Origin of the sequence: Peribacillus sp. NPDC094092 (assembly GCF_050279365.1) — a bacterium.
GTDB lineage: Bacteria > Bacillota > Bacilli > Bacillales > DSM-1321 > Peribacillus.
Genome location: NZ_JBNNUC010000001.1, coordinates 525,343 through 546,178 on the forward strand (window position 1 = coordinate 525,343; position 20,836 = coordinate 546,178).

Annotated in this window: 18 protein-coding genes and 2 pseudogenes; 1 reads left to right on the forward strand and 19 read right to left on the reverse strand. The window is 40.0% G+C overall.

Translation table 11 applies throughout. The features are described 5' to 3' along the window. Positions 1–226: 226 nt before the first annotated feature. From ACQKNS_RS02455 to ACQKNS_RS02500, 10 genes and pseudogenes are all read right to left on the reverse strand, one after another. Positions 227–547 carry a DMT family transporter gene (locus ACQKNS_RS02455; protein WP_427641035.1) on the reverse strand — a complete coding sequence of 107 codons (321 nt, stop codon included), beginning with the start codon at positions 545–547 and terminating at the stop codon, positions 227–229. Positions 548–587: 40 nt separating this feature from the next. After that, entirely contained in the window at positions 588–917 is a 330-nt protein-coding gene (locus ACQKNS_RS02460) for a DMT family transporter (protein ID WP_427641036.1), read from the reverse strand. A gap of 29 nt (positions 918–946) precedes the next feature. Next, positions 947–1,819, reverse strand: coding sequence for a Cof-type HAD-IIB family hydrolase (locus tag ACQKNS_RS02465; RefSeq protein WP_427641037.1), 873 nt, complete (start codon positions 1,817–1,819; stop codon positions 947–949). Positions 1,820–1,944: 125 nt separating this feature from the next. Then, complete coding sequence (locus tag ACQKNS_RS02470) at positions 1,945–2,727, reverse strand: DeoR/GlpR family DNA-binding transcription regulator (RefSeq protein ID WP_427641038.1); 783 nt, start codon at positions 2,725–2,727, stop codon at positions 1,945–1,947. Between the two features lie 27 nt (positions 2,728–2,754). Beyond that, the gene (locus tag ACQKNS_RS02475; protein WP_427641039.1) at positions 2,755–3,768 is read right to left on the reverse strand and encodes an ABC transporter ATP-binding protein; all 1,014 of its coding nucleotides are present in this window, start codon (positions 3,766–3,768) and stop codon (positions 2,755–2,757) included. Then, complete coding sequence (locus tag ACQKNS_RS02480) at positions 3,768–4,640, reverse strand: ABC transporter permease (RefSeq protein WP_427641040.1); 873 nt, start codon at positions 4,638–4,640, stop codon at positions 3,768–3,770. The genes ACQKNS_RS02475 and ACQKNS_RS02480 overlap by 1 nt, the downstream gene beginning before the upstream one ends. Further along, the gene (locus ACQKNS_RS02485; protein ID WP_427641042.1) at positions 4,637–5,491 is read right to left on the reverse strand and encodes an ABC transporter permease; all 855 of its coding nucleotides are present in this window, start codon (positions 5,489–5,491) and stop codon (positions 4,637–4,639) included. Before ACQKNS_RS02485 ends, ACQKNS_RS02480 begins: the two co-directional genes overlap by 4 nt. Before the next feature lie 116 nt (positions 5,492–5,607). Beyond that, entirely contained in the window at positions 5,608–6,441 is an 834-nt protein-coding gene (locus ACQKNS_RS02490) for an alkaline phosphatase family protein (RefSeq protein ID WP_427641043.1), read from the reverse strand. Further along, complete coding sequence (locus ACQKNS_RS02495; RefSeq protein ID WP_427641044.1) at positions 6,431–7,543, reverse strand: ABC transporter substrate-binding protein; 1,113 nt, start codon at positions 7,541–7,543, stop codon at positions 6,431–6,433. Before ACQKNS_RS02495 ends, ACQKNS_RS02490 begins: the two co-directional genes overlap by 11 nt. Before the next feature lie 158 nt (positions 7,544–7,701). After that, positions 7,702–7,922: pseudogene (locus ACQKNS_RS02500) on the reverse strand (nickel import ATP-binding protein NikD); the annotation flags it as partial. 114 nt (positions 7,923–8,036) lie between these two features. Here ACQKNS_RS02500 and ACQKNS_RS02505 point away from each other — a divergent pair. After that, positions 8,037–8,789 carry a hypothetical protein gene (locus tag ACQKNS_RS02505; protein WP_427641045.1) on the forward strand — a complete coding sequence of 251 codons (753 nt, stop codon included), beginning with the start codon at positions 8,037–8,039 and terminating at the stop codon, positions 8,787–8,789. A gap of 108 nt (positions 8,790–8,897) precedes the next feature. On the opposite strand, the gene ACQKNS_RS02510 is transcribed toward ACQKNS_RS02505, so the two are convergent. The 9 genes and pseudogenes from ACQKNS_RS02510 to ACQKNS_RS02550 all read right to left on the reverse strand — a co-directional run bounded on the left by ACQKNS_RS02510 (position 8,898) and on the right by ACQKNS_RS02550 (position 20,741). After that, positions 8,898–10,496 (reverse strand): long-chain-fatty-acid--CoA ligase, encoded by a 1,599-nt coding sequence (locus ACQKNS_RS02510; RefSeq protein WP_427641046.1) that lies wholly within the window; start codon positions 10,494–10,496, stop codon positions 8,898–8,900. Between the two features lie 67 nt (positions 10,497–10,563). Then, entirely contained in the window at positions 10,564–10,968 is a 405-nt protein-coding gene (locus ACQKNS_RS02515; RefSeq protein ID WP_098373178.1) for a PaaI family thioesterase, read from the reverse strand. A 71-nt stretch (positions 10,969–11,039) separates the two neighbouring features. Next, entirely contained in the window at positions 11,040–12,236 is a 1,197-nt protein-coding gene (locus ACQKNS_RS02520; protein WP_427641047.1) for a thiolase family protein, read from the reverse strand. Positions 12,237–12,294: 58 nt separating this feature from the next. Next, a complete protein-coding gene (locus ACQKNS_RS02525; protein WP_427641048.1) occupies positions 12,295–13,443 on the reverse strand; it encodes an acyl-CoA dehydrogenase family protein in 1,149 nt (382 codons plus the stop codon). Between the two features lie 134 nt (positions 13,444–13,577). Then, positions 13,578–14,750 carry a thiolase family protein gene (locus ACQKNS_RS02530; protein WP_427642110.1) on the reverse strand — a complete coding sequence of 391 codons (1,173 nt, stop codon included), beginning with the start codon at positions 14,748–14,750 and terminating at the stop codon, positions 13,578–13,580. A 92-nt stretch (positions 14,751–14,842) separates the two neighbouring features. Beyond that, positions 14,843–16,120: an MFS transporter gene (locus ACQKNS_RS02535; RefSeq protein WP_427641049.1), complete on the reverse strand. Its 1,278-nt coding sequence runs from the start codon at positions 16,118–16,120 to the stop codon at positions 14,843–14,845. Between the two features lie 86 nt (positions 16,121–16,206). Further along, the gene (locus tag ACQKNS_RS02540) at positions 16,207–17,805 is read right to left on the reverse strand and encodes a long-chain-fatty-acid--CoA ligase (protein ID WP_427641050.1); all 1,599 of its coding nucleotides are present in this window, start codon (positions 17,803–17,805) and stop codon (positions 16,207–16,209) included. 694 nt (positions 17,806–18,499) lie between these two features. Further along, positions 18,500–18,901 (reverse strand): annotated as a pseudogene (locus ACQKNS_RS02545) (adenine deaminase C-terminal domain-containing protein); the annotation flags it as partial. 256 nt (positions 18,902–19,157) lie between these two features. Further along, positions 19,158–20,741 (reverse strand): benzoate-CoA ligase family protein, encoded by a 1,584-nt coding sequence (locus ACQKNS_RS02550; RefSeq protein WP_427642111.1) that lies wholly within the window; start codon positions 20,739–20,741, stop codon positions 19,158–19,160. Between the last annotated feature and the right edge of the window lie 95 nt (positions 20,742–20,836).

Below are 20,836 nucleotides of genomic sequence, written 5' to 3' on the forward strand. Positions count from 1 at the left end.
GGGTACGACTTTAGCAGAAGGTCAAAAAAAGCGACACTTCGTTATTGAAGTATCGCTCCATTACGTTGAATAATTCAAAAATTCAAAAATTGAAGCCGAGATTATGGCAGTTTAAATGGGCAGATCAGAATGCAGCATTCTTAAATCTTGAATAGTTTTCATCTCGCTATCATCCATAGGTAATACCTTTCTCTTTATCCACTTATCCCCATTTAAAACCTTGACCTTAATGTCCCGAAGTCATTTTAATACCTACAGCCCCTGCAATAATACACATAATAAATAGGGTTACTCTTAAACTTCTAGGTTCATTAAAGAAGATCATTCCTGCTAAAACACTTCCAACAGAGCCGATACTGGTCCATATTGCATAGGCAGTCCCCACCGGAATGGAAGTTAATGACAAAGAAAGAAAATAAAAGCTTAAACTCCCCAAAAAAAGACAAGCTACAGAGGGAAGCAATTTTTTAAACCCGTTTGCACTTTTCAGGCTTATAACACTGCCAATCTCGGCAAATCCGGCAATAAGAAGAAAAAACCAAGCCATTGAATCGTCCCCTAACCTTGAATAAATCATTTCACTTCCTTTAATGTTTAGGTTGTGCTGGATTGATTTTTATTCCAATTATCCCTAATATCATTAAAGCCATAAGAAATACTTTCAGTGGATTAATGGGCTCTCCAAAAAAAATCATCCCAATTACTACCGTTCCCACCGTTCCCAATCCAGTAAAAATGGCGTAACCAGTTCCTAAGGGAATGGAATGTAAAGCTTTTGAAAGTAACAAGAAACTAAAGATTATAATAACTACCGTTACTATACTAGGTATAATTTTGGTGAATCCGTGTGAATATTTAAGACCGATCACCCAGACGATTTCCAAAAGTCCTGCCATTATGATATATATCCATGCCATTTTATCGCTCTCTCCTTCGGCATTGGCACTTATTTTTGAACCACGAAGTTCTCCATATATCGATAAATCGCATAAGCTACCCCATCCTCATCATTTTTAAGGGTAGTCGTTGTACAAACAGCTTTTATGACATCTTTCGCATTTCCCATCGCTACGCTGTATTCAACTTTCTCGAACATGGATAAATCATTGTTGCTGTCCCCGATTGCCATAGCCTGATCTAAGGAGCCATTCATCAAAAAAGACAATTTTTCAAGAGCCATTCCTTTTGAAGCTCTCTTACTAGTAATTTCAACGTTGTGATCAGCAGATGAAACAACCATCAGCTCATCAAACTGTTTGAATTGGTTCCATGCTTCCTCTAATTTTTTTTTATCAAAAGAACATGCCAATATGTTATAGAATTCTTCCTCCTTTTTTAAGATATCATGATAGTTTTCAACTAAAACATATCCAAACTGGTCAAATTGCCTTTCCGCTACCTCAACTAATTCTTTCATATCTGCATTCAAATCTGCGTTTTTCAAACTTTTAATCTCATTATGGAAATGTTCTCTACCCTTTTTAAGAGTATAAATGGCTTTATCAGTAAACACTTCGTAATAATAATTCCGTTCATCTAACCATTGGAGAATAGATTCGACAGTATCTTTAGTTATCGTAATAGAAGAAATGCCCTTTCCGCTTTTTGAATGAATGGTTGCACCATTTGTTCCAATTACAAATGCGGAAATCCCGGCTTTTTCACAAATTGTTTGAACGTCAAAATAAGCCCGTCCTGTTGAAATAACTACTTCAAAGCCTCTATCTTGGGCATATTGAATCGCTTTTATATTTTCTTCACTAATTTCATTCTGGTCGTTTAATAATGTTCCGTCTAAATCTATCGCAATGAAACTCATGCTAATAGCTCCTTTTCTCATTCTATCTTTTAAATTCTCTTTCTAGCTTTTTTACCTGCTATCAATAAAAATCTAATTAAAAAAGAGAATACCCCCTCTTCCATCCAGAAATGTCCCATTATGTGCTATGCTTGAATCCAATTGATTTCCTCTAACTTTGAATGATTTCTCCATTCCTCTGGAAATGGTTGTTCGCAAACAATCACATCGACTTTTTCTAGAGGACAAACTTTACTAAATGTGTCGACACCAATTTTGGAGTAATCCGTTAGCAATATAACTTGCTTTGATACCTCGACCATTTTGCGTGAGACTAATGTTTCATGTAAATGATAATTACTAACCCCACTTCGAATGGAAACACCACCAGCTGAAATGAACGCTTTATCAATATTAAATTGATTTAACATTTGTTCAGTGAGACTTCCGCCTATAGATTGATGCTTTGGATCAATTTGTCCTCCTAGTAATAGAATTTGCCCTGTAAACTTATTTTCATTGAGCAATTCGGTTAACACGGACGACACAGGAAGAGAATTGGTTAAAATCGTAATGTCTTTTTTATTTTCGATACACTGCGCAAATTCAAGCATGGTTGTCCCTACATCAATGGCAATCACATCTCCGTTAGAAACGAGTTCTACTGCTTTTTTCCCAACCTTGATTTTCGCTTCTTGATTCACCGTTGTACGGTGTGTAAATGGAGGCTCCTCAAATTCAAAGACTGTTTTAATCGCTCCACCGTAAACCCTCTTTAAAAGTCCTTTTTCCTCTAATATCATCAAATCGCGTCGAATCGTTTCCTCTGAAACATTAAATTGATCAACTAATTCCATAACTTTTACTTTTCCCATTTTGTTAAGTTCTTTTAAAATTTCATTCTTTCTTTCTTCTGGCAAAACAGACATATTTCTTCCCCCGTGATCATTAATAATTTATAAAATAATGCATTCTTCCTTCGGTACAAGAATATGAACGCGTGCTCCTTGCTCAAACATTTTCCCTCGGTGGTGAAGATAGTCTACAAAGAAAGCGGACTCATCTGTTTCTACTTCATATCTTAAAACATTCCCTGTCATAGAAACATCTTTGATGAACCCTTTAATTCCCCAGTTCTCTTGTAAATCCAAGCTATCCTCACCAGCAGAAACTAATTGTAAAACTTCAGGACGAATGGCGACTTCATTCCCTTTTAATTCTGTGCTGCGAACAAGTTTATGGAACACTTCCATATTACAAACATTATAATTTCCGATAAATTTTGCAACAAATGTATTGACTGGAGAAGTATAAATTTCTGATGGAGAACCGGATTGTACAACTTTTCCTTTATTCATGACAAAAATTCGATCAGACATCGTCATTGCTTCTTCCTGATCATGAGTAACAAAAATAGTTGTAATATCTAACTCTTTCTGTATTCTCTTTAATTCTTTTTGCAAACTTTTTCTAATTTTAGCATCCAATGCGCTTAACGGCTCATCCAAAAGCAGTACTTTTGGCTCCATGACAAGGGCACGGGCAAGAGCAACCCTCTGCTGTTGCCCGCCAGATAACTGATGAGGATATGAATCTTCTTTTCCTATTAAATCAACCATATCAATCATCTTTTTCACTCTTGATTTAACATTTTTCACCTTATTCATTTTAAGGCCGTATGCTATATTGTCAAAAACGGTCATATTCGGGAAAAGCGCATAAGACTGAAATACCATACCGACCTCACGCTGACGCGGTGATAAATTAGTAATATCTTTTCCATCAATTAAGATTCTACCTATATCAACACCGTCAAGCCCCGCAATGGAACGTAATAATGTACTTTTTCCGCATCCACTTTGCCCAAGAAGTGTAGCAAATTCTCCTTTTTTTAATATTAACGAAATGTCATTTAGAACGACTTGATTTTCATACCCCTTAGTCACTTGATCGATGGTTACATAGCTCATTATTTTTCACCTTCTATAGCGGTATTTTTATTACTATATTGTTTTTTTAAAAATGAAAGAATACGCTTCTTATTTGACACAACACGATTTTTTTCTTTTCTAAACGTAAGTTTTAATACAGTCCCCGTTAAAAGTAATATCAGTGAATAATAAGTAATAACAATTGCACTTGTTAAGTGACCACTGCTGTTTAGTTTGTCGGCAAGATAAATTTGAATGGTTTCAAATCGGCCCCCAACAAGCAAATTGGCAAAAGCAAACTCACTAAATAAAAGAGCGACTGATAATAAGGTAGACACTAAAATACCGGATATAATATTGGGAAAGACCACTGTGCGAAACGCCTGGAACTTTGTGGCACCGAGTAATTCAGCTGCATCAACAAGCTGCACAGCATTAATCGTACGAAGACTGCTACGAATACCTTGATACATAAATGGCAGAATCGTTATAAAATAGGCACCGATTAAAATCCAAGGTGTTCCGGCAATTTGAATCGGTCCATCTGAATATACCTTGATTAATCCTACAGCTCCAACAATGGGAGGAATTCCATAAGGAAGCATGGCTGCTGCTTGAAGTAATCCTTCCCATTTACTGAAATATACCGTGATGATAAAAATGGTCGGAAGCATAATAACGACACTAAGACCTACAGACATGACAATTAAAAACAGCGTTCGTCGAAAAGCATCATAAAACCGTTCATCTTGAAATAACTCAATATACCATTTCATTGTATAACTCTCAGGTAAAATGGTATGATCCCATTTTCCGGCAATCGAGAATAAAAATGTTCCTACAAGCGGAATTAATAAATACATGACTAGTAACCCAACAATCACCTTATGAAAAGTCAATGAAGGTTTCATCGTAAATCCCTCCTAATGCGGCGCATCATTCGTTCATTGAACCACATCGCTCCTATCATTGTCGCTGCTAGAAGTACTCCCATCGCACTGCCTAGCTGCGGCTTTAATGCAACGTCACTTGCTACTAGTGAGGCAATTTGCAATGACAATAAGTTATAGTTGCTGCCTACTAATGCATAGGCTGTAGCGTAAGCTCCCATCGAATTAGCAAACAAAATACTGAATGTACCTACAATACTAGGTAAAAGAACTGGAATCCCAATGTGAAGCCAAAATGATAATGTTGATCCTCCTAATAATGAAGAGGCTTCTTTCCATTGTTCCTTAATTCCTTGATAAGACGGGTAGATGAGCATAATAGCAAGCGGAATTTGAAAATATATATAAACAAGAATGAGGCCTGTCCATGAATATAAATTAAAATCCGCAAACACATCCCCACCAATCTTAGAAAAAAGCAACGTAAACAACCCATTGTTTCCAAGTAAAATAATAAATGAAAATGAAAGGGGAATCCCCTCAAAGTTCGACGTCATATTGGCAATCATCAGTAATCGATTTTGTATTTTTTGTGAGAACTTTGTAAACGAATAGGCTGCAATGACCGCTACAATCACAGAAGTTACAGCAGAAAATAAAGAAATGATTAGGCTATTTTGAATGGCTTGCAAGTAAAATTCACTTTTAAATATAGTGAGATATTGATCGATCGTAACTTGAATTCCATCGTCTGCATAAAAACTATTTTTAATCATTGCTACTAATGGTCCTAATTCAAATCCAATCACAAACAAAATAAATGGCAGTAAAAGAGCTAATAAGTAAATTTTTTGTTTTTTTATTTTTCGCAAGACTTCTCGCTCCTCTTTGTTCTCTAACAATTTGGGAATTGGTTCAACAGTACGTTCGTTAAACCAATTCCCGTCAACCTTCATTCTTCATTTTAATGTTGAATAGTGTATCTTTATTAAAGGGTATTTTTTACTTTCAGACCTGGAAATTGATATGAAATCATTTTATTGGACGGCTCTATATTTAAAAGTTCACAAACGAGCGGTGCAAAAGCTAATTGCGGAACCACTTCACTGTAAACACCAGGCTCAACTTTTGGACTCATGATAAAGAGCGGTACATCACGCTCTCCATCAGTTATGCCGCCATGGTTGCCATATTCACTCATGCCATGATCAGATGTAATTAAAATGTGGTATCCTTCTTTGATCCAAATTGGCAAAAGTTGTGCCAACAAGCTTCCCATTTTTAAGATTTGTTCACGGTATTCTTTCGATTCCGAACCGAAAATTTCTCCTTTTACATCTACACCGAGCGGATGAATATATAAAAAGTGTGGGTCATGCTTTCTGCGCAAAGCTTCTGCATCCATTAACACATGGCTGTCTGGATAGTCATCATCCCAATAAAACTTTCCATATTGAATTGGCTTAGTCTCATCCTCTTGCTCACGATCTTCAATAAATTGGAATGGCGCGCGATTATAAAGTTCGCTTACCCAGTAATAAGATACCGTTCCGTTTCTTAAGCCGTTTTCTTTCGTAAGATGAAAGAGACTTTTCTCAGTAGATAAGCGAACGGCTTGATTGGACGTAATTCCGTTAACTGATGCCGGTGTACCCGTTAGTAACACTTCATATAATGGACGGGAAAGACTTGGGAGTTCCGACTTTACTTTGTATAGTGCTGCCTGATTTATTTCAACTAGATGTTGAATAAATCCAAGAGCCTCACATGCTTTATCATATCTCATACCATCAACAATAATTGCTATCACTTTATTTGACATGGACTAACACCTCTTCTTGCCAAAGCTGCGGTAATTTTTTAGCCGTTTCTTCCCAAGCTTTGTAATCTTCAATTGGTTTTGCATTTTTGTACTGTTCTTCTGGAACCATTTTTTCAGCTACTTCTTTCGGTAGTTCTACATCACGAATTGGACGGGCAAATCCTTTAGCTAAGTTAATTTGTCCTTCATCGCTTAAGATATATTCTCTAGTTGCCATTGCCGCATGCGGATGCTTTGCATTTTTGTTAATAATAGTTGCGTAGCCGCTTACGACTGAACCTTCACTTGGAATGGTGACGTCAAATTGATCGCGGTTAATTTGGTCAGCGTAACCAAGAGCATTGAAATCCCAAACAAGGGCAACTTCCACTTCCCCTTTTTCGATGTTTGCCGGCTTGGCATCAGTTAAGCTAAGGCGGCCTTGCTTGGCAAGCTTAGCAAAATAGTCAATTCCTGGTTGGAGATTTGTTTCATCACCCCCGTAGGCCTTAGCGGCAGCAAGAACGGCCATTTGGTTCTGTGTACCACGCTGAACATCTCCAACTGTTACTTTATAATCTCCATTTAATATGTCATCCCATGATTTTGGCGGGTTATCTACTAATTCTTTATTAGTTAAGAATGCAATCGTTCCTTGGTAGCCAACAACCCAATCTCCATTGTCATCTTTTGCCCAGTCAGGTACCTCATCCCAATAGGAAGTTTTATATGGCATCGTTAATTCTTTTTGTTCCGCGATGGGCCCAAAGGAAACCCCTACATCGCCGATATCAGCTGTTGCATTTTCTCCTTCCGATTCCATTTTGGCAATCTCTTCGGCACTGGATAAATCTGTATCATTGTGTTCCAATGTATATTTTTTCATCACTTCATTCCACGTTTCTCCCCAGTTAGCCCATGAATCAGGCATACCCACACTATTAATTTTCCCCTCTTCTTTTGCCTTTGTTTCAATTTCTTTCAGGGTTAACGAACTTGGATCCTTAACAACTGGAGCAGCCTCCTCTTTAGTAGATCCACAAGCAGCTAATCCTAGTACACTCACTCCTAACATCACAGCTTGAATAGACTTGTAACATTTCTTCTTGAATGTGTAATTCATAAAAAGTGCCTCCAATTAATGTGGGATTATTAATGTTCATTACTGTTTATTACGGTTTAATCATAATCATTTAATATAAATCCCACATTAATCCAATGTTAAGATTTTGTAAATCAGTTCTTTAGCTGTCCAAATCATCATCAGTTATTATGTTCATACAATTGAAAAGGAAGGCTTTTTAATAGATTCGCGGGATTTGATAGGTTGACATTTTGCATCGTATCAAAGACAAGCTCCTTTGCTTGTTTTTTATTCAATGAGGTATGATGCCTAATCGTTTCAACAAATGGATGCCAATTGTACAAACAGGCGTAAATGCCTTCATTGGATTTTGCATAGTAAAGGCACTTTCCTTGCCTCGATTTTCATGCATTTCTTTTACATCCCGCCATTTGCGAAAAAAATGGTATATTATATTTTGTCATCAATGGTTTAAAACAAGGAGTGATGAAGTATCCGTAAAAGGTGGATCATTTCAGGAGTTGTTGGATTATTGCTTATTTGTTCAAGTGTAATTGCCTTCAATTATTTCGGGAGCGATAATACTGAAAAAGGAAAAAATGCGGAAGCCAAGGATTCCAAAATTCCTGAAGTGCAGGAGTATGGCGGGACCCATCTAAAAAAAGCCGGCGATAAGGTTCGCCAAAAAAATTGGGGAACCTTCACATTGCTAGAAACGAAGTCCATTAATGAGTCATTTGAATTGGCACCCATGGTCATCACAATCAAGGATATCCGTTGGATTCAATTGTCTTCACTCACAGATGAAGTAAAGGAGGAGCTCAAATCCTATACGGGATTGAGTTTTGAAGAGGCCTATTCGATATATTATAAAGAAAATTTATCCATGGAGGAAATCGATCAACGGGCTGCGTTGTCTAAAAGGGATATTGATGAAGAGGTTTCCTATCTAGAGATAACTTATTCCGTGGAAAATAAAGCTTCGAAGGAACTTCAGTTCTTCAGCATGGAACATGTTACTTTCAATGATGATCTTACATATGATGTACCTTCTAAAAATTTCATCCATTACGGAGATACTTTTATAGGGACAAAAAAAGTAACCCGATCAGATTACCAATCAGGGGAAACAAGAAAAGGCACAATCGGCCTTTTGGTTAATCCCGAGGAAAATTTTAAAAAGCTCGATTCCTTTTCATTCACTACTGATGACATAGCGGATGGTGAGTCTCATGATTTATTGGTGGAGGGGACTTCTTTTGAAATTCCGCTAAAAGGAAAGTAGTTTTATAGTCTATAAAAATATGATGGAAACCCTAAATAAGGGGAACCTCGAAAAAAGGTTTCGCTTATTTAGGGTTTCATTTCAGTTCCCTAACGATAAATGAAATGCTTATCTCCCCCCGACAGTAGGGTTCTGTGTTACTTCCTCCATTAATATTCTGCGCAATATTTTCCCAACAGCTGATTTTGGCAGCTGTTCCCTGAACTCAATACTTCGCGGCACTTTGTATCTGGCCAATCGTTGCACGCAAAACTCCCTGATTTCCTGCTCCGGGACTGACTTTCCTTTCTTTAAGACAATGACCGCTTTTACCGTTTCCCCACGGTATGAATCCGGTACCCCATATACACATGTCTCTTTTACGGCTGGGTGCTGATAAATAATATCCTCGACTTCGATTGGATAAACATTAAAACCGCTTGCAATGATCATATCTTTCTTCCTGCCTACGATATAAAAATATCCGTCTTCATCCATCGTAGCGATATCCCCAGTATAAAGCCATCCATCACGCAAAGCCGTTGCCGTTTCCTCTGAATTCTTCCAATAGCCCTTCATTACTTGGGGACCTTTAATGATCAGTTCGCCTCTTTCACCTGCTGGCAATTCATCAATGCCTGTTTTCAGGTCGACGATTTTAGCGTCGGTATTTGGATATGGGATTCCGATACTTCCTGGTTTTTTCTGTCCTATGACTGGATTGCGATGGGTAGTGGGTGAAGTTTCCGACATCCCAAACCCTTCCAATATTGTAACCCGTAATTTTTTTTCGAATTGATGAATGATTTCTATCGGGAGCGGGGCTGAACCACAACTGCAGTACTTAAAGCAGCTTAAATCGTCCGCCGTTAAATCCGGGTGATTCAGTAAAGCAATATACATGGTCGGGACACCTGGAAAAATGGTTGGCCGATGTGTCCGGATCAAATCCACCACCTTGTTTATTTCAAATCTCTCCAATGTGATAAAAGTCGATCCGGCATAAATGGCACTATTCAGTCGTCCATTGCCAAACACATGGAATAATGGTGTCAATCCAAGCATCCGTTCCCCAGGCCTTTGGAGTTGAAGGGCATTTGCCGTAAAGGCAAAATCTTGATAAACATTTGAAATCAAATTAAAATGCGTGAGCATGACCCCTTTTGATTTTCCTGTAGTCCCCCCTGTATATTGGAGTACAGCCACAGCTTCCTTAGGATCGATGGCCGGAGCAGGAAGTTCCTGATCTTTCCTTGATAAAACCGTTCCAGTTTCCATTAATTGTTCGGCAGTTATGATCGTTAACCTATCAGAAAAACTTGTTAGCACTAATTTTTCCCGCTGTTCCTCACGCCCAATGAAAAAATTGGCTTCGGAATCCCGTAATATATATTCCAATTCACCCGACTGATACAGTGGGTTCACTTGAACGACCACACCTCCCAAACGATGAATGGCATAATAGGCAATGATATATTCTAGACAATTCGGCAGCATGATTGCTATACGGTCGTCTTTTTGAAATCCACGGTTGTCTAAAATCACAGCAAAACGATCTGAGGCATCCTTTAATTCCATATATGTCATTTCCCGATTCCCATCTATTACGGCTTTGCAGGTTGGGTAAAGCCGGGCTGAACGTTCAAGGAGTCCATATAAAGACAATATTGGAATGTCAATTTCAGCAGGAGTTTCTTTCGGATAAAATCCATGCCAATTTCTCGTCAATTTTTTTCACACCTCATTCTTTTCTATTACGCATAGTCATTTGTCAGCCAACTTGTTCATCCAACCCTCATTTATCACGAATGATCTTAAAAATACCTGTGCCCTTTGCAATTGTGTTGCCTTCAGTATCTTTTATTTCTCCTTCAGTAAAGGCAATTTTATATCCTTTTTGAAGAACTTTTGCTTCCGCAAATAGTTCCCCGCTCGATATGCTGGCTAAATAATGTACAGTTAAGCTTGTCGTCACGACTTTGGATTTCGTAACGGAACGAGTCACCATTCCTAGAATGGTATCCAGCATGGTAGCATGAATGCCTCCGTGCAATGTTCCATTAACATTAAGCAAATGTTCTTCTATGTTCAACTTTATGGTAACATTTCCCTCTTCAAATCGAATGATTTCAAAACCTATATGTGAAAAGAATGCACTACTTTCGAATTGATTCCGAATATCTTCCACTTCAACAGGCAATCTTCCTCCCCCTCACTTTGGCGCGATTCAACTTATATGGAAGGAGCAGAAACGTATGGGGTTTCCACTCCTTAATCGTCGGCCGATACGGCTTCAATCATGATAGCCATTCCCTGTCCGCCGCCAACACAAAGTGTAGCAACACCATATCTTTCTTTCCTGCGAATCAGTTCATATATTAGCGTTGTTACGATTCGGGCACCCGTCGATCCGACTGGGTGTCCAAGAGCGATCGCTCCCCCATTTACATTAACTTTGTTTTCATCTAGCGATAAATCCCTGATTACTGCCAATGACTGTGAAGCGAACGCTTCATTTAATTCGAAAAGCCCAATTTCCTCTACTTTTTTCCCGGTACGCTCCATAAGCTTTCCGACGGCTGGTACTGGGCCAATTCCCATCACTTCAGGCGAAACTCCCGCGGTCGCCCAATCGACAATCTTTGCGAGTGGTCGTATTTGTAACCGTTTCGCTTCACTAGCTTTCATTAATACCAATGCAGCAGCCCCGTCATTACGGCCGCAAGCATTCCCTGCAGTGACGGTTCCATTTTCCCTGAATGCCGGTTTTAGACTTGCAAGTTTTTCCATTGTGGTTTCAGGACGTGGATATTCATCCATTTCAATGGTAACCGTACTCTTCCTGTCAGAGACCTGAACAGGAACGATCTCATCCTTGAACTTTCCTTCTTCTATCGCTTGCCCCGCTCTTCGTTGACTTTCCACTGAAAAGGCATCTTGTTCTTCCCTGGAAATGCTGTATCGTTGTGCGACATTTTCAGCGGTGATTCCCATTCCCAAACTTTTTCCGTAAATTTCTTGAGGCTGCTGTCCAGCTTCAGTATTGGAATCCACTAGCTTGGTCCTGTCTCCTCCAAAACGGGCACTTCTTAAATAAAGCGGTGCGCGGCTCATGCTTTCCGTACCGCCGGCAACGACTATATTTGCTTGACCTGAGCTTATCTCCTGTGCTGCCGAGGTGATGGCCTGCATTCCAGATGCACATAACCGGTTTACCGTAAAAGCCGGTGCAGAATCTGGAATTCCTGAGCGCAGAGCTGCCACCCTCGCGACATTCGAGGACTCGGTCGTTTGCCTAACCTCCCCGAAAATGACTTCATCCACTTGTTCTGCTACAATATTCGCTCGTTTGATCGCTTCTTTGATGGCTATGCTCGCCAAATGACCGGAACTAATCTCTTTAAATGCACCACCATACCTGCCAATCGGTGTTCGAACAGCACTGACGATTACGATATCTTCTCCCATTAAGATCCTCCCCTTGAAATTCCAGATTCATAGGCAAAAAGCTGCCTGCCTGAATAGATTAACACTCTTCCAAGACATTCCTTGCTATGATTAAACGTTGGATTTCATTCGTTCCCTCATAGATCTTCGTTATGCGGGCATCCCGATAAAAACGTTCAACTGGATATTCAGCCATATATCCCATTCCGCCATGAATTTGAACCGCCTTATCCGCGACCCGATTAAAAACGTCTGAAGCGAACAGCTTTGCCATTGATGCTTCCTTGATCACTTTTTTTCCTTCATCAATCTTTTGTGCCGCCATCATCGTCAATGCTCTTGCGGCTTCCGTTTCGGTTGCCATATCAGCAAGCATCCATTGAATCGCTTGGTTGTCCGCAATTGGTTTGCCGAATTGAATGCGCTCTTTTGCATACTTGGCTGATAATTCGATCAATTTACCGCTTGATCCAACTGATCTTGCAGCCAAACCTACACGCCCTTCACCTAAAATTTTCAGGGCAGAGATATATCCCATTCCAACTTCACCAATAACATTTTCTTCAGGTATGATACAATCCTCGAAAATGACCTGTGAGGTATATGATCCCCTTAACCCCATTTTTTTGTCCTTCTTGCCGACAATTAAACCGGGAAAATCTCTTTCTACTAAAAACGCTGTAATCCCTCCCTTTGCTCCTTTATCTTTATCCGTTAAAGCAAATACGGTATAAACATCAGCTACCGGCCCATTCGTAATGAAATGTTTCGTCCCATTCATGACCCAGTAATCACCCTTCTTTTCTGCAGTTGTTGCCAAATTGGTTGCATCAGATCCCGCTCCCGGTTCTGATAAGGCAAAGGCGCCAATTTTCGTGCCTGCTGCCATTTTAGGCAAGTATTTATTTTTCAAATGTTCGGATGCAAGCTTAACCAGACCTGTACTGCCAATTCCGGTGTGGGCGCTTATTAATGAAACGAATCCATTATGGGTCCTTCCTAACTGCTCTAATACTGTGGCCTTTCCAACAGCATTCAAGCCAATTCCACCGTATTGTTCTGGAATGCTTATCCCGAATAAGCCAAGGTCTTTTGCTTTTTCCACCAAATGCTCCGGGATGGCATCCTCTTCTTCAATTTGGATGGCGTAGGGCTCGACTTCCCTTTCAACAAAATTACGGATCATTTCCTTCATTTGCTGCATTTCCTTGGTTAACGTGATTGTCATCAGTTTTTTCCTCCTTAGTTCTGTTCATGAGTAGCCGTTTTTAAGCTTTCTTCATAGGGCATATAGGGTTGTTATCATCAAATCATTCAATGGACATTGTATTCCGATAGATTAAATTCCTAATTTTTATAAAATCAGGCTTCACGTTCAATTATCGTGGCAATTCCCTGCCCGCCTCCAATACAAGCTGTAATTAGGGCAAACCTTCCGGCAGAGCGCTTCAATTCATAAACCGCTTTCGTAATGAGAATGGCACCCGTCGCACCTAGTGGATGTCCATGCGCAATGGCTCCTCCGTTCACATTCACTCTTTCGGGATTCATATCAAGCTCCCTATTACAAGCAATGACTTGAGCGGCGAAGGCTTCATTAATTTCAATGATGTCCATCTCATTTAAGGAAAGACCTGATTTCTCCATTACCTTTCTAATAGCGCGAACAGGTCCTATTCCCATATAATTCGGATCTACCCCTGCAACGGCATGTGCCCTTATCGTCGCTAAAGGCTTAATCCCCAATTCCCCCGCTTTTTCCCTCGACATTATGACCAGGGCCGATGCGGCATCATTCAATCCCGAACTATTGCCTGCAGTCACGGAACCGCCTTCTAAAAACGCAGGTGATAATTTGGCTAGTCCTTCTTTCGTTATTTGGGGACGTGGATGTTCATCCATTTTAAAATCGATATCGTCGCCTTTTCTGACGGGAATGTGAATAGACGTAATTTGCTCATTGAAACGGCCCTCTTCCACGGCTCTGGCCATCTTTTTTTGGCTTTGAAGAGCGAATTCATCTTGTTCTTCCCTGCTGACCTCATATTTTTCCGCTAAGTTTTCAGCCGTGATTCCCATCGGGGGATCGCCAATCTCTTTTGGGGACAACCGGGATTTTCTAAACTGCGGTGGCTTTGCACTGTATGGTTTTTCCGGACGATCCATCAAGTATGGCGCCCTGCTCATGCTCTCGACCCCACCGGCGATATAGACATCGCCTTCGCCTGCACGAATCGCTAGTGCAGCCAAGTTGACAGCATTTATTCCCGAACCGCATTGACGGTCGACGGTCAGTCCCGGAAGATGAAGCGAGAGGCCTGTTTTCAGCGCCGTTAACCTGGCAATGTTTCCACCCCCGCTTAACACATTCCCCATGATTACATCATCTATCATTCGGGGTTCGACATTCGCTCGTTTTATGGCTTCTTTCATCACTTCTGCTCCAAATGCGTGGGCGGTAACCGATGCAAGTGCACCTCCCTGTTTTCCAATGGCTGTTCGAACTGCAGAAACTATGACAGCATCTCTATTCATTTTCCCATCCGCTCCTTTTCCTTTTTTCACACCCATTTGAAGACATTCCTTCATTTCACAAGTGTCATTGAATGTAACCAGGTTCGACCTGCTTATGAGGACTTAAGGTCAAAGTTATCCGAACTTTTATTTTTATGTTTCCCTTTTGATTTGGCTGGTTTAACGAATATCGCAAACAGAATGCCAAAAGCCAGGACAAGGATGGCCATGAACAATATCGATAAGTTATATCCCAATAATTCATTTCCTCCTGCTAAACTTATGATATAGCCGGTTAATAGAGGTGCAATAATCCCTGCTATATTTCCTGATGATGTTAAAATGCTTGTCATCAATCCCCCCCGCTCTTGCATTTCATTGATCATGATCGTTGGACCGATCGGTAAAATTGCATATGTAAGCCCCTTTGCTAAACACATGGCGACTATCACCCAGATTGGATTTTGAAATACCATGATCGAGGAAAAGAACAATGCACCCAGAATCATGGCACCCGCGACGACAAATACCCTCGATGACCGCCAATTCTGATTCTTCTTGAATAAATGATCAGACATCATCGAAACACCCATATAAATACATACCGAAACGACTCCGATTATTGCAACGCTTGTTCCCATTTGACCTGGAGTCATTTTTACGGCTTCAACTAAATAAATCGGGAGCCAAACAGAAAACCAAACAACTAAAATATATGTTGAAAAATATGCAAGCGTAGTAAACAAAGCAGTAGGTGATGCGAGTAGCAACAAAAAGTCTTTCACTTTTATTTTTTCCATTTGCATTTTCTTTTTCTTTTGCACGTTTTCATATACCTCAACTGGATTTTCCTTTGTTAAAAATTGAAAGAGGAAGAACCAAACAAGGCTTGCTCCACCAAGGACGGCAAAGGCAGCTTTCCAGCCGAATATCGTAATTAAAGAAACGAGGATCGGTGCCACGATCATCGCACCAACGGTTCCTCCGCCAACCACTACCGAATTGGCAAAGCCTTTCAGTTTCGGTGGAAACCACTTATCGGCATGACTGTAAGCGATTGGGCTATAAGGTCCTTCGAAAGCGCCCAGTAAAATCCTGTATAGAATCAATAATGGAAGAGCGGTGATGGCTAAAACGCCGAATTGCAATACAGTCCATGTCAGCATGATGAACCCAAGCACTTTTTTAGCCCCCAGCCGATCAGCCCATGCTGCCCCAAAAATCCCTGTAACTGGGTAGAGCCAATAATAGCTGCTTCCAACAAGGCCCCACTCTGCATAGGTAAGATTGAATTCCTTCATGATGGGAACAGCTGCGAGACCCACGATCGATTTATCTGCAAAATTGATGACGGCTCCAAAGAATAATAGAATGAGAACAACCCAACGCATATAATTCCCTCCTCTGCTTCATTTTTGTTCACACATTGATCTACCATCCAACATAGGTTACATAAATGAAACCACATCCCCCTCTTTCAATCCTTTTCCAATTCTTCTTTAACTAACAATCTTTTTAATAGTTTACCCACTGTGTTCCGCGGAAGTTCTTTTCTCAATTCAAATACTTTTGGTACTTTATAAGGAGTCAATTGGGAATAACAATATCCTTCTATTTCTTCAAGATCCACGGAAGCGCTTTCTTTAGGTACGATGAACGCTTTCACAATTTCTCCTTTTTCTTTATGGGGGATGCCCACTACAGCTGCCTCTTTTATTGCCGGATGTTCATATAGAACACCTTCCACCTCCTGCGGATAAATATTGAATCCGCCGACGATGATCATTTCTTTTTTCCTGCCGACTATATAGAAATATCCTTCATCATCCATCACCGCAAGATCGCCAGTATATAGCCAGTCATTCTGTAAGGCCTTTTTTGTTTCGGCTTCGTTATTCCAATAACCCTTCATGATTTGCGGGCCTTTTATGATCAACTCCCCGACACATGTGTTAGGCACTTCATTGTTTTCATCGTCAATGATCATACAGTCCGTACCTGGAAAAGGGATGCCGATGCTTCCAATTTTCCTTTTTCCGAATGGCGGATTGCGATGAGTGGAAGGAGAAGCTTCCGACAATCCGAAACCCTCTCCGATTTTGGCACCTGTCAGCTCCTCAAATCGCTTGATTACTTCGACCGGCAGGGGCGCAGAGCCACAAGAACAACTTTTTAAACAATTCAGTCCATAGTTTTCAATTCCAGGATGATTGACGAAAGCATTATACATCTTTGGAACTCCTGGAAAAAAAGTCGGACGGTAGTTTTTTATTTTTGCAAGTACATCTTGAAGTTCGAATTTAGGAAATAAGAGGATGGTAGCTCCAATATAGATCCCTAGATTCATCGCACTTGTCATGGCATAAACATGGTAAAGCGGCGTAGCTGCCAATACGATTTCTTCACCAGTTTTCAGGGAATCCCCATACATTTCAAAACTTTGCACGACATTGGAGGTTAAATTATGGTGAGTTAGCATGACGCCCTTCATCCTCCCAGTCGTGCCGCCAGTATATTGGATGACTGCAGTATCTTCATGCGGGCTTATCATTTCGGGCTTCTTAATGGCATCTCCCGTTTGAATCATCGTTTGAAGGGAACAGGAGCCATTTCGATCATTTTCCGTATCAATGCAAACATCAAATTCATATATCGTTTTCGTTTCTTCGATTGTATTTACGGCCGTTTGGTCAAATACAATATTCTTGGTATCCGAGTCTATTAAAATTTGCAAAAGTTCCCGCGGTTTATACAGGGGATTAATCTGTACAACTATCAGACCCAGTGCCTGTGCGGCGTAATAACTGATTATGAAATTAGGGTGGTTGGCCATCATCAGACCAATGCGTTCCCCTTTGACAAAACCCATTTCTCTCCATTTCCCTGCAAGTTTGTCTACCTGCATTTTTAGATGCTTATAATCCATTGAATGGTCTTCATAAATGATGGCTGTATGGTGTGGAAACTTCCTTGCTGTTATATCAAGCAGTGAATAGACCGATATTTCCGGCAGCTTCATAGATTTCATACTTTCAACATACCATTGCTCCCATGGTTTATTTATTGTTTTTCGCACCAGTTATCCCTCCGCACATAAATGAATTTCATATCGTGCATGTTAGATTTATTATGATTATGATTATGATTATGCAACTTGCATGCCAAGCCCCATTTTTGTGTTAAATCGCTAAGTAGTAAAACCAATCAATTCATAAATGAATTTTATTCAGTTATAATGCCTTTCTATAAAGGATTCATCGAAATGCCAATAATTCATTTTTGAATTTTCAAACAAACTCTAATTTGTTTTCTAGCGATTATAAAACTAGTTTTTTACCATATTATAGATTATACCTACTCACAAATCGTAAATTTAATTTTATCCATGGGTTTTAAAATTTAAATAGCCCATCCAGTAACGGATGGGCTATTGCATTACTAGTGAAATTTAAAAATCAATTGCTCAAGTTCCATTTTTCAGCTTATGCGATTCACGGATTGGTTTGGGTAACCGCTGTCTCCAAGAATCGTCCTTAACTGATTCAATCGTTTGGACCATCCAGTAAAAATCATATATACACCAGTCACTTTTTAGTCTCGTTAATAAAGTATAAAAAGCGCAAAAAATTCAGGACCGATTTGCAGTTTTGCAGTTCCCAGCGATTTTTTGATGGGCCGCATTAACAAAAATCAGGCTGCCGTTTCCCAGCTATGGTGATACGGCAGCCCTTGAGCCAAAACTATTAAATACCAATACCATTTATTCCTTTCTACGCTTTCATTTCGTTTAAAAAGTTCGTCATGGATGTGGAAGGGGATAGGAATCTATCGGTTTTCACATCATATAGCCCAAAGGGATTTAAACGCAGCGCAGGAAGAAAATCACAAGTTAAGAATAATAAAGTATACAAAATGTCGTGAAAAGGAAAGCCTCTCGCTTGGAGCACCTTTAATAATTTATCATTAAATTCAACTGCCTTATCAAATGAAGGATCTGTAGACATCATTCCAGTAAGCTGTAATGGAATCTCAAGTATTATTTCATTTCCATCGACAATTACAATTCCTCCTCCCAGTTCATGAACTCTGGAAGCAGCTTTTGCCATAGCCTCCGGATTTCTTCCGATCGTGAGCAAGTCTGTCGTTGTATTAAAGGTCGAGGCCATCTCATCCCATTTATCTTCATTTCCCCTACATATGCAATGCAATCTTTATACAGCGCAATATTTTGCTGAAGAAATTCACCAGAATAAACATTAATAACCGTTCCGCCTTTAATGAAGATATCAGCGGGTCGGATTCCTTATGCCATTTCGACCAATTCATGCCGATATGCTCTTGCCTTCAATTCCCTCGCCCCCACCATTCAAATGACAATTTAACCTTTTTTCTTGCTGGATGAATCCCCAATTCATTTAGAGTATACATTCAAGGAATTGAATCTTCCTTCTTGTTTACGATTGTGTTTTGAATCTCTGACTCTCTTAATTTAAATCGTTGTATCTTTCCTGTCGAAGTCTTTGGCAACTCGTTCACGAATTCAATGTCGCGAGGATATTTATACGGTGCTAACACTTTTTTGACAAATCCTTTTAATTCCTCTTTAACTCCTTCACCTGATTCCACATTAGCTTTTAATACAATAAAGGCTTTTGGCTTCACTAAACCATTTTCATCCTTTACAGCAACCACAGCGGTTTCCAGTATATCGGGATGGGATAAGAGAGTGTTTTCTATTTCTATTGGCGATACCCAAATTCCATTTACCTTCATCATGTCATCATCGCGGCCCGCGTACCAATAGAAGCCATCTTCATCTTTGAAGTATTTATCTCCTGTCACAAGCCAATTACCAATAAACTTCTTTTTGTTTTCTTCATTTAGATTCCAATAAGAGGCTGCAATGCTTTCTCCCTTAATTAAAAGGTCTCCCACTTCATTCACCTGAGTTTCATGGCCTTGTTCATCGACTATTTTAGCTTCGTAACCGGGAACGATTTTCCCTGTGCTTCCCTGCCGAATAGCATCTACTTGATTGGAAAGGTATATATGAAGTGATTCTGTCGAACCAATCCCGTCTATAATATCCAATCCGAAAACCCTCTTCCATCGTTCGATATAAGAAGCAGGCAGTGCCTCTCCTGCTGATACGCATAGTCTAACTGAAGAAAGATCATAGGTTTCCTTCGTCTTCTCAAGGTAATTGAGCATCAATCCATAAAGAGTCGGGACACCAAAAAAAATGGTTGGACGATACTTTTCTATCGTCTCGAACACCTTTTCTGCAGTCGGTCGGTCCGGCATCAAAACCGTTGCAGCTCCGGCTCCAAGAGGAAAATACATCGCGTTTCCCAAACCATAAGCAAAGAAAAGCTTCGAGGCCGAAAAGGTAATGTCATTTTCGGTGATTTGCAAAATGTTCCTGGCATAGTTTTTAAAGGCTTCTTCCATATCGGTCTGAAGGTGAATAACCCCTTTTGGCTCACCTGTACTTCCCGATGTATAGAGCCAGAACGCTTGATCATTAATGTTGCTAAAACATGGAGGCAGGTCTTTATTTTGTTTGCGAGTAAGATCCCGGAAAGAATGTTCGTTATCTTCCTTCAACTCAACCCCATCAACCAAGATGACATGCTTCAAGAAAAGTAATCTATTTTTTATAAGCTTTAAATTCTCCCACTGTTCACAAGTAGTAACCAACACTTTGGAACGACTATTATTCAAAAGATACTCATAATCCTTTATGGGCAAAAGCGTATTGGATGGAATCGGGATTGCCCCGACCTTTATTGCACCGAAGAAACTAATGATGAATTCTGGAGAATCATGTAATAAAAGCAGGACGCGCTGTTCCATCTCCATGCCCAGTTCTTTTAATGCCGCACCAAATTGATTACCAAGGGTATCGATTTCTTGATAGGTATATGATTGATTTTCATAATAAATAGCGGTTTTATCCCCTATGCCTGCCTCTATGTTTTTCTGGAAGAAATTATAGGAAGCATTGTACATTGCGCCCAATCCTCTAATTTCACACTCGGTTTTTATCACACATTTACCTCCTCAAAAAGCTACTGGTTTTAGAAGCGGCATCCCACCGTTTCCTT

What these genes read in the sequence shown, in the direction of transcription:
- ACQKNS_RS02455 (WP_427641035.1), bottom strand. Translation starts at nt 547, where the DNA reads ATGGCTTGGTTTTTTCTTCTTATTGCCGGATTTGCCGAGATTGGCAGT.
- ACQKNS_RS02460 (WP_427641036.1), bottom strand. Translation starts at nt 917, where the DNA reads ATGGCATGGATATATATCATAATGGCAGGACTTTTGGAAATCGTCTGG.
- ACQKNS_RS02465 (WP_427641037.1), bottom strand. Translation starts at nt 1,819, where the DNA reads ATGAGTTTCATTGCGATAGATTTAGACGGAACATTATTAAACGACCAG.
- ACQKNS_RS02470 (WP_427641038.1), bottom strand. Translation starts at nt 2,727, where the DNA reads ATGTCTGTTTTGCCAGAAGAAAGAAAGAATGAAATTTTAAAAGAACTT.
- ACQKNS_RS02475 (WP_427641039.1), bottom strand. Translation starts at nt 3,768, where the DNA reads ATGAGCTATGTAACCATCGATCAAGTGACTAAGGGGTATGAAAATCAA.
- ACQKNS_RS02480 (WP_427641040.1), bottom strand. Translation starts at nt 4,640, where the DNA reads ATGAAACCTTCATTGACTTTTCATAAGGTGATTGTTGGGTTACTAGTC.
- ACQKNS_RS02490 (WP_427641043.1), bottom strand. Translation starts at nt 6,441, where the DNA reads ATGTCAAATAAAGTGATAGCAATTATTGTTGATGGTATGAGATATGAT.
- ACQKNS_RS02495 (WP_427641044.1), bottom strand. Translation starts at nt 7,543, where the DNA reads ATGAATTACACATTCAAGAAGAAATGTTACAAGTCTATTCAAGCTGTG.
- ACQKNS_RS02520 (WP_427641047.1), bottom strand. Translation starts at nt 12,236, where the DNA reads ATGGGAGAAGATATCGTAATCGTCAGTGCTGTTCGAACACCGATTGGC.
- ACQKNS_RS02525 (WP_427641048.1), bottom strand. Translation starts at nt 13,443, where the DNA reads ATGACAATCACGTTAACCAAGGAAATGCAGCAAATGAAGGAAATGATC.
- ACQKNS_RS02530 (WP_427642110.1), bottom strand. Translation starts at nt 14,750, where the DNA reads ATGAATAGAGATGCTGTCATAGTTTCTGCAGTTCGAACAGCCATTGGA.
- ACQKNS_RS02535 (WP_427641049.1), bottom strand. Translation starts at nt 16,120, where the DNA reads ATGCGTTGGGTTGTTCTCATTCTATTATTCTTTGGAGCCGTCATCAAT.
- ACQKNS_RS02550 (WP_427642111.1), bottom strand. Translation starts at nt 20,741, where the DNA reads ATGTACAATGCTTCCTATAATTTCTTCCAGAAAAACATAGAGGCAGGC.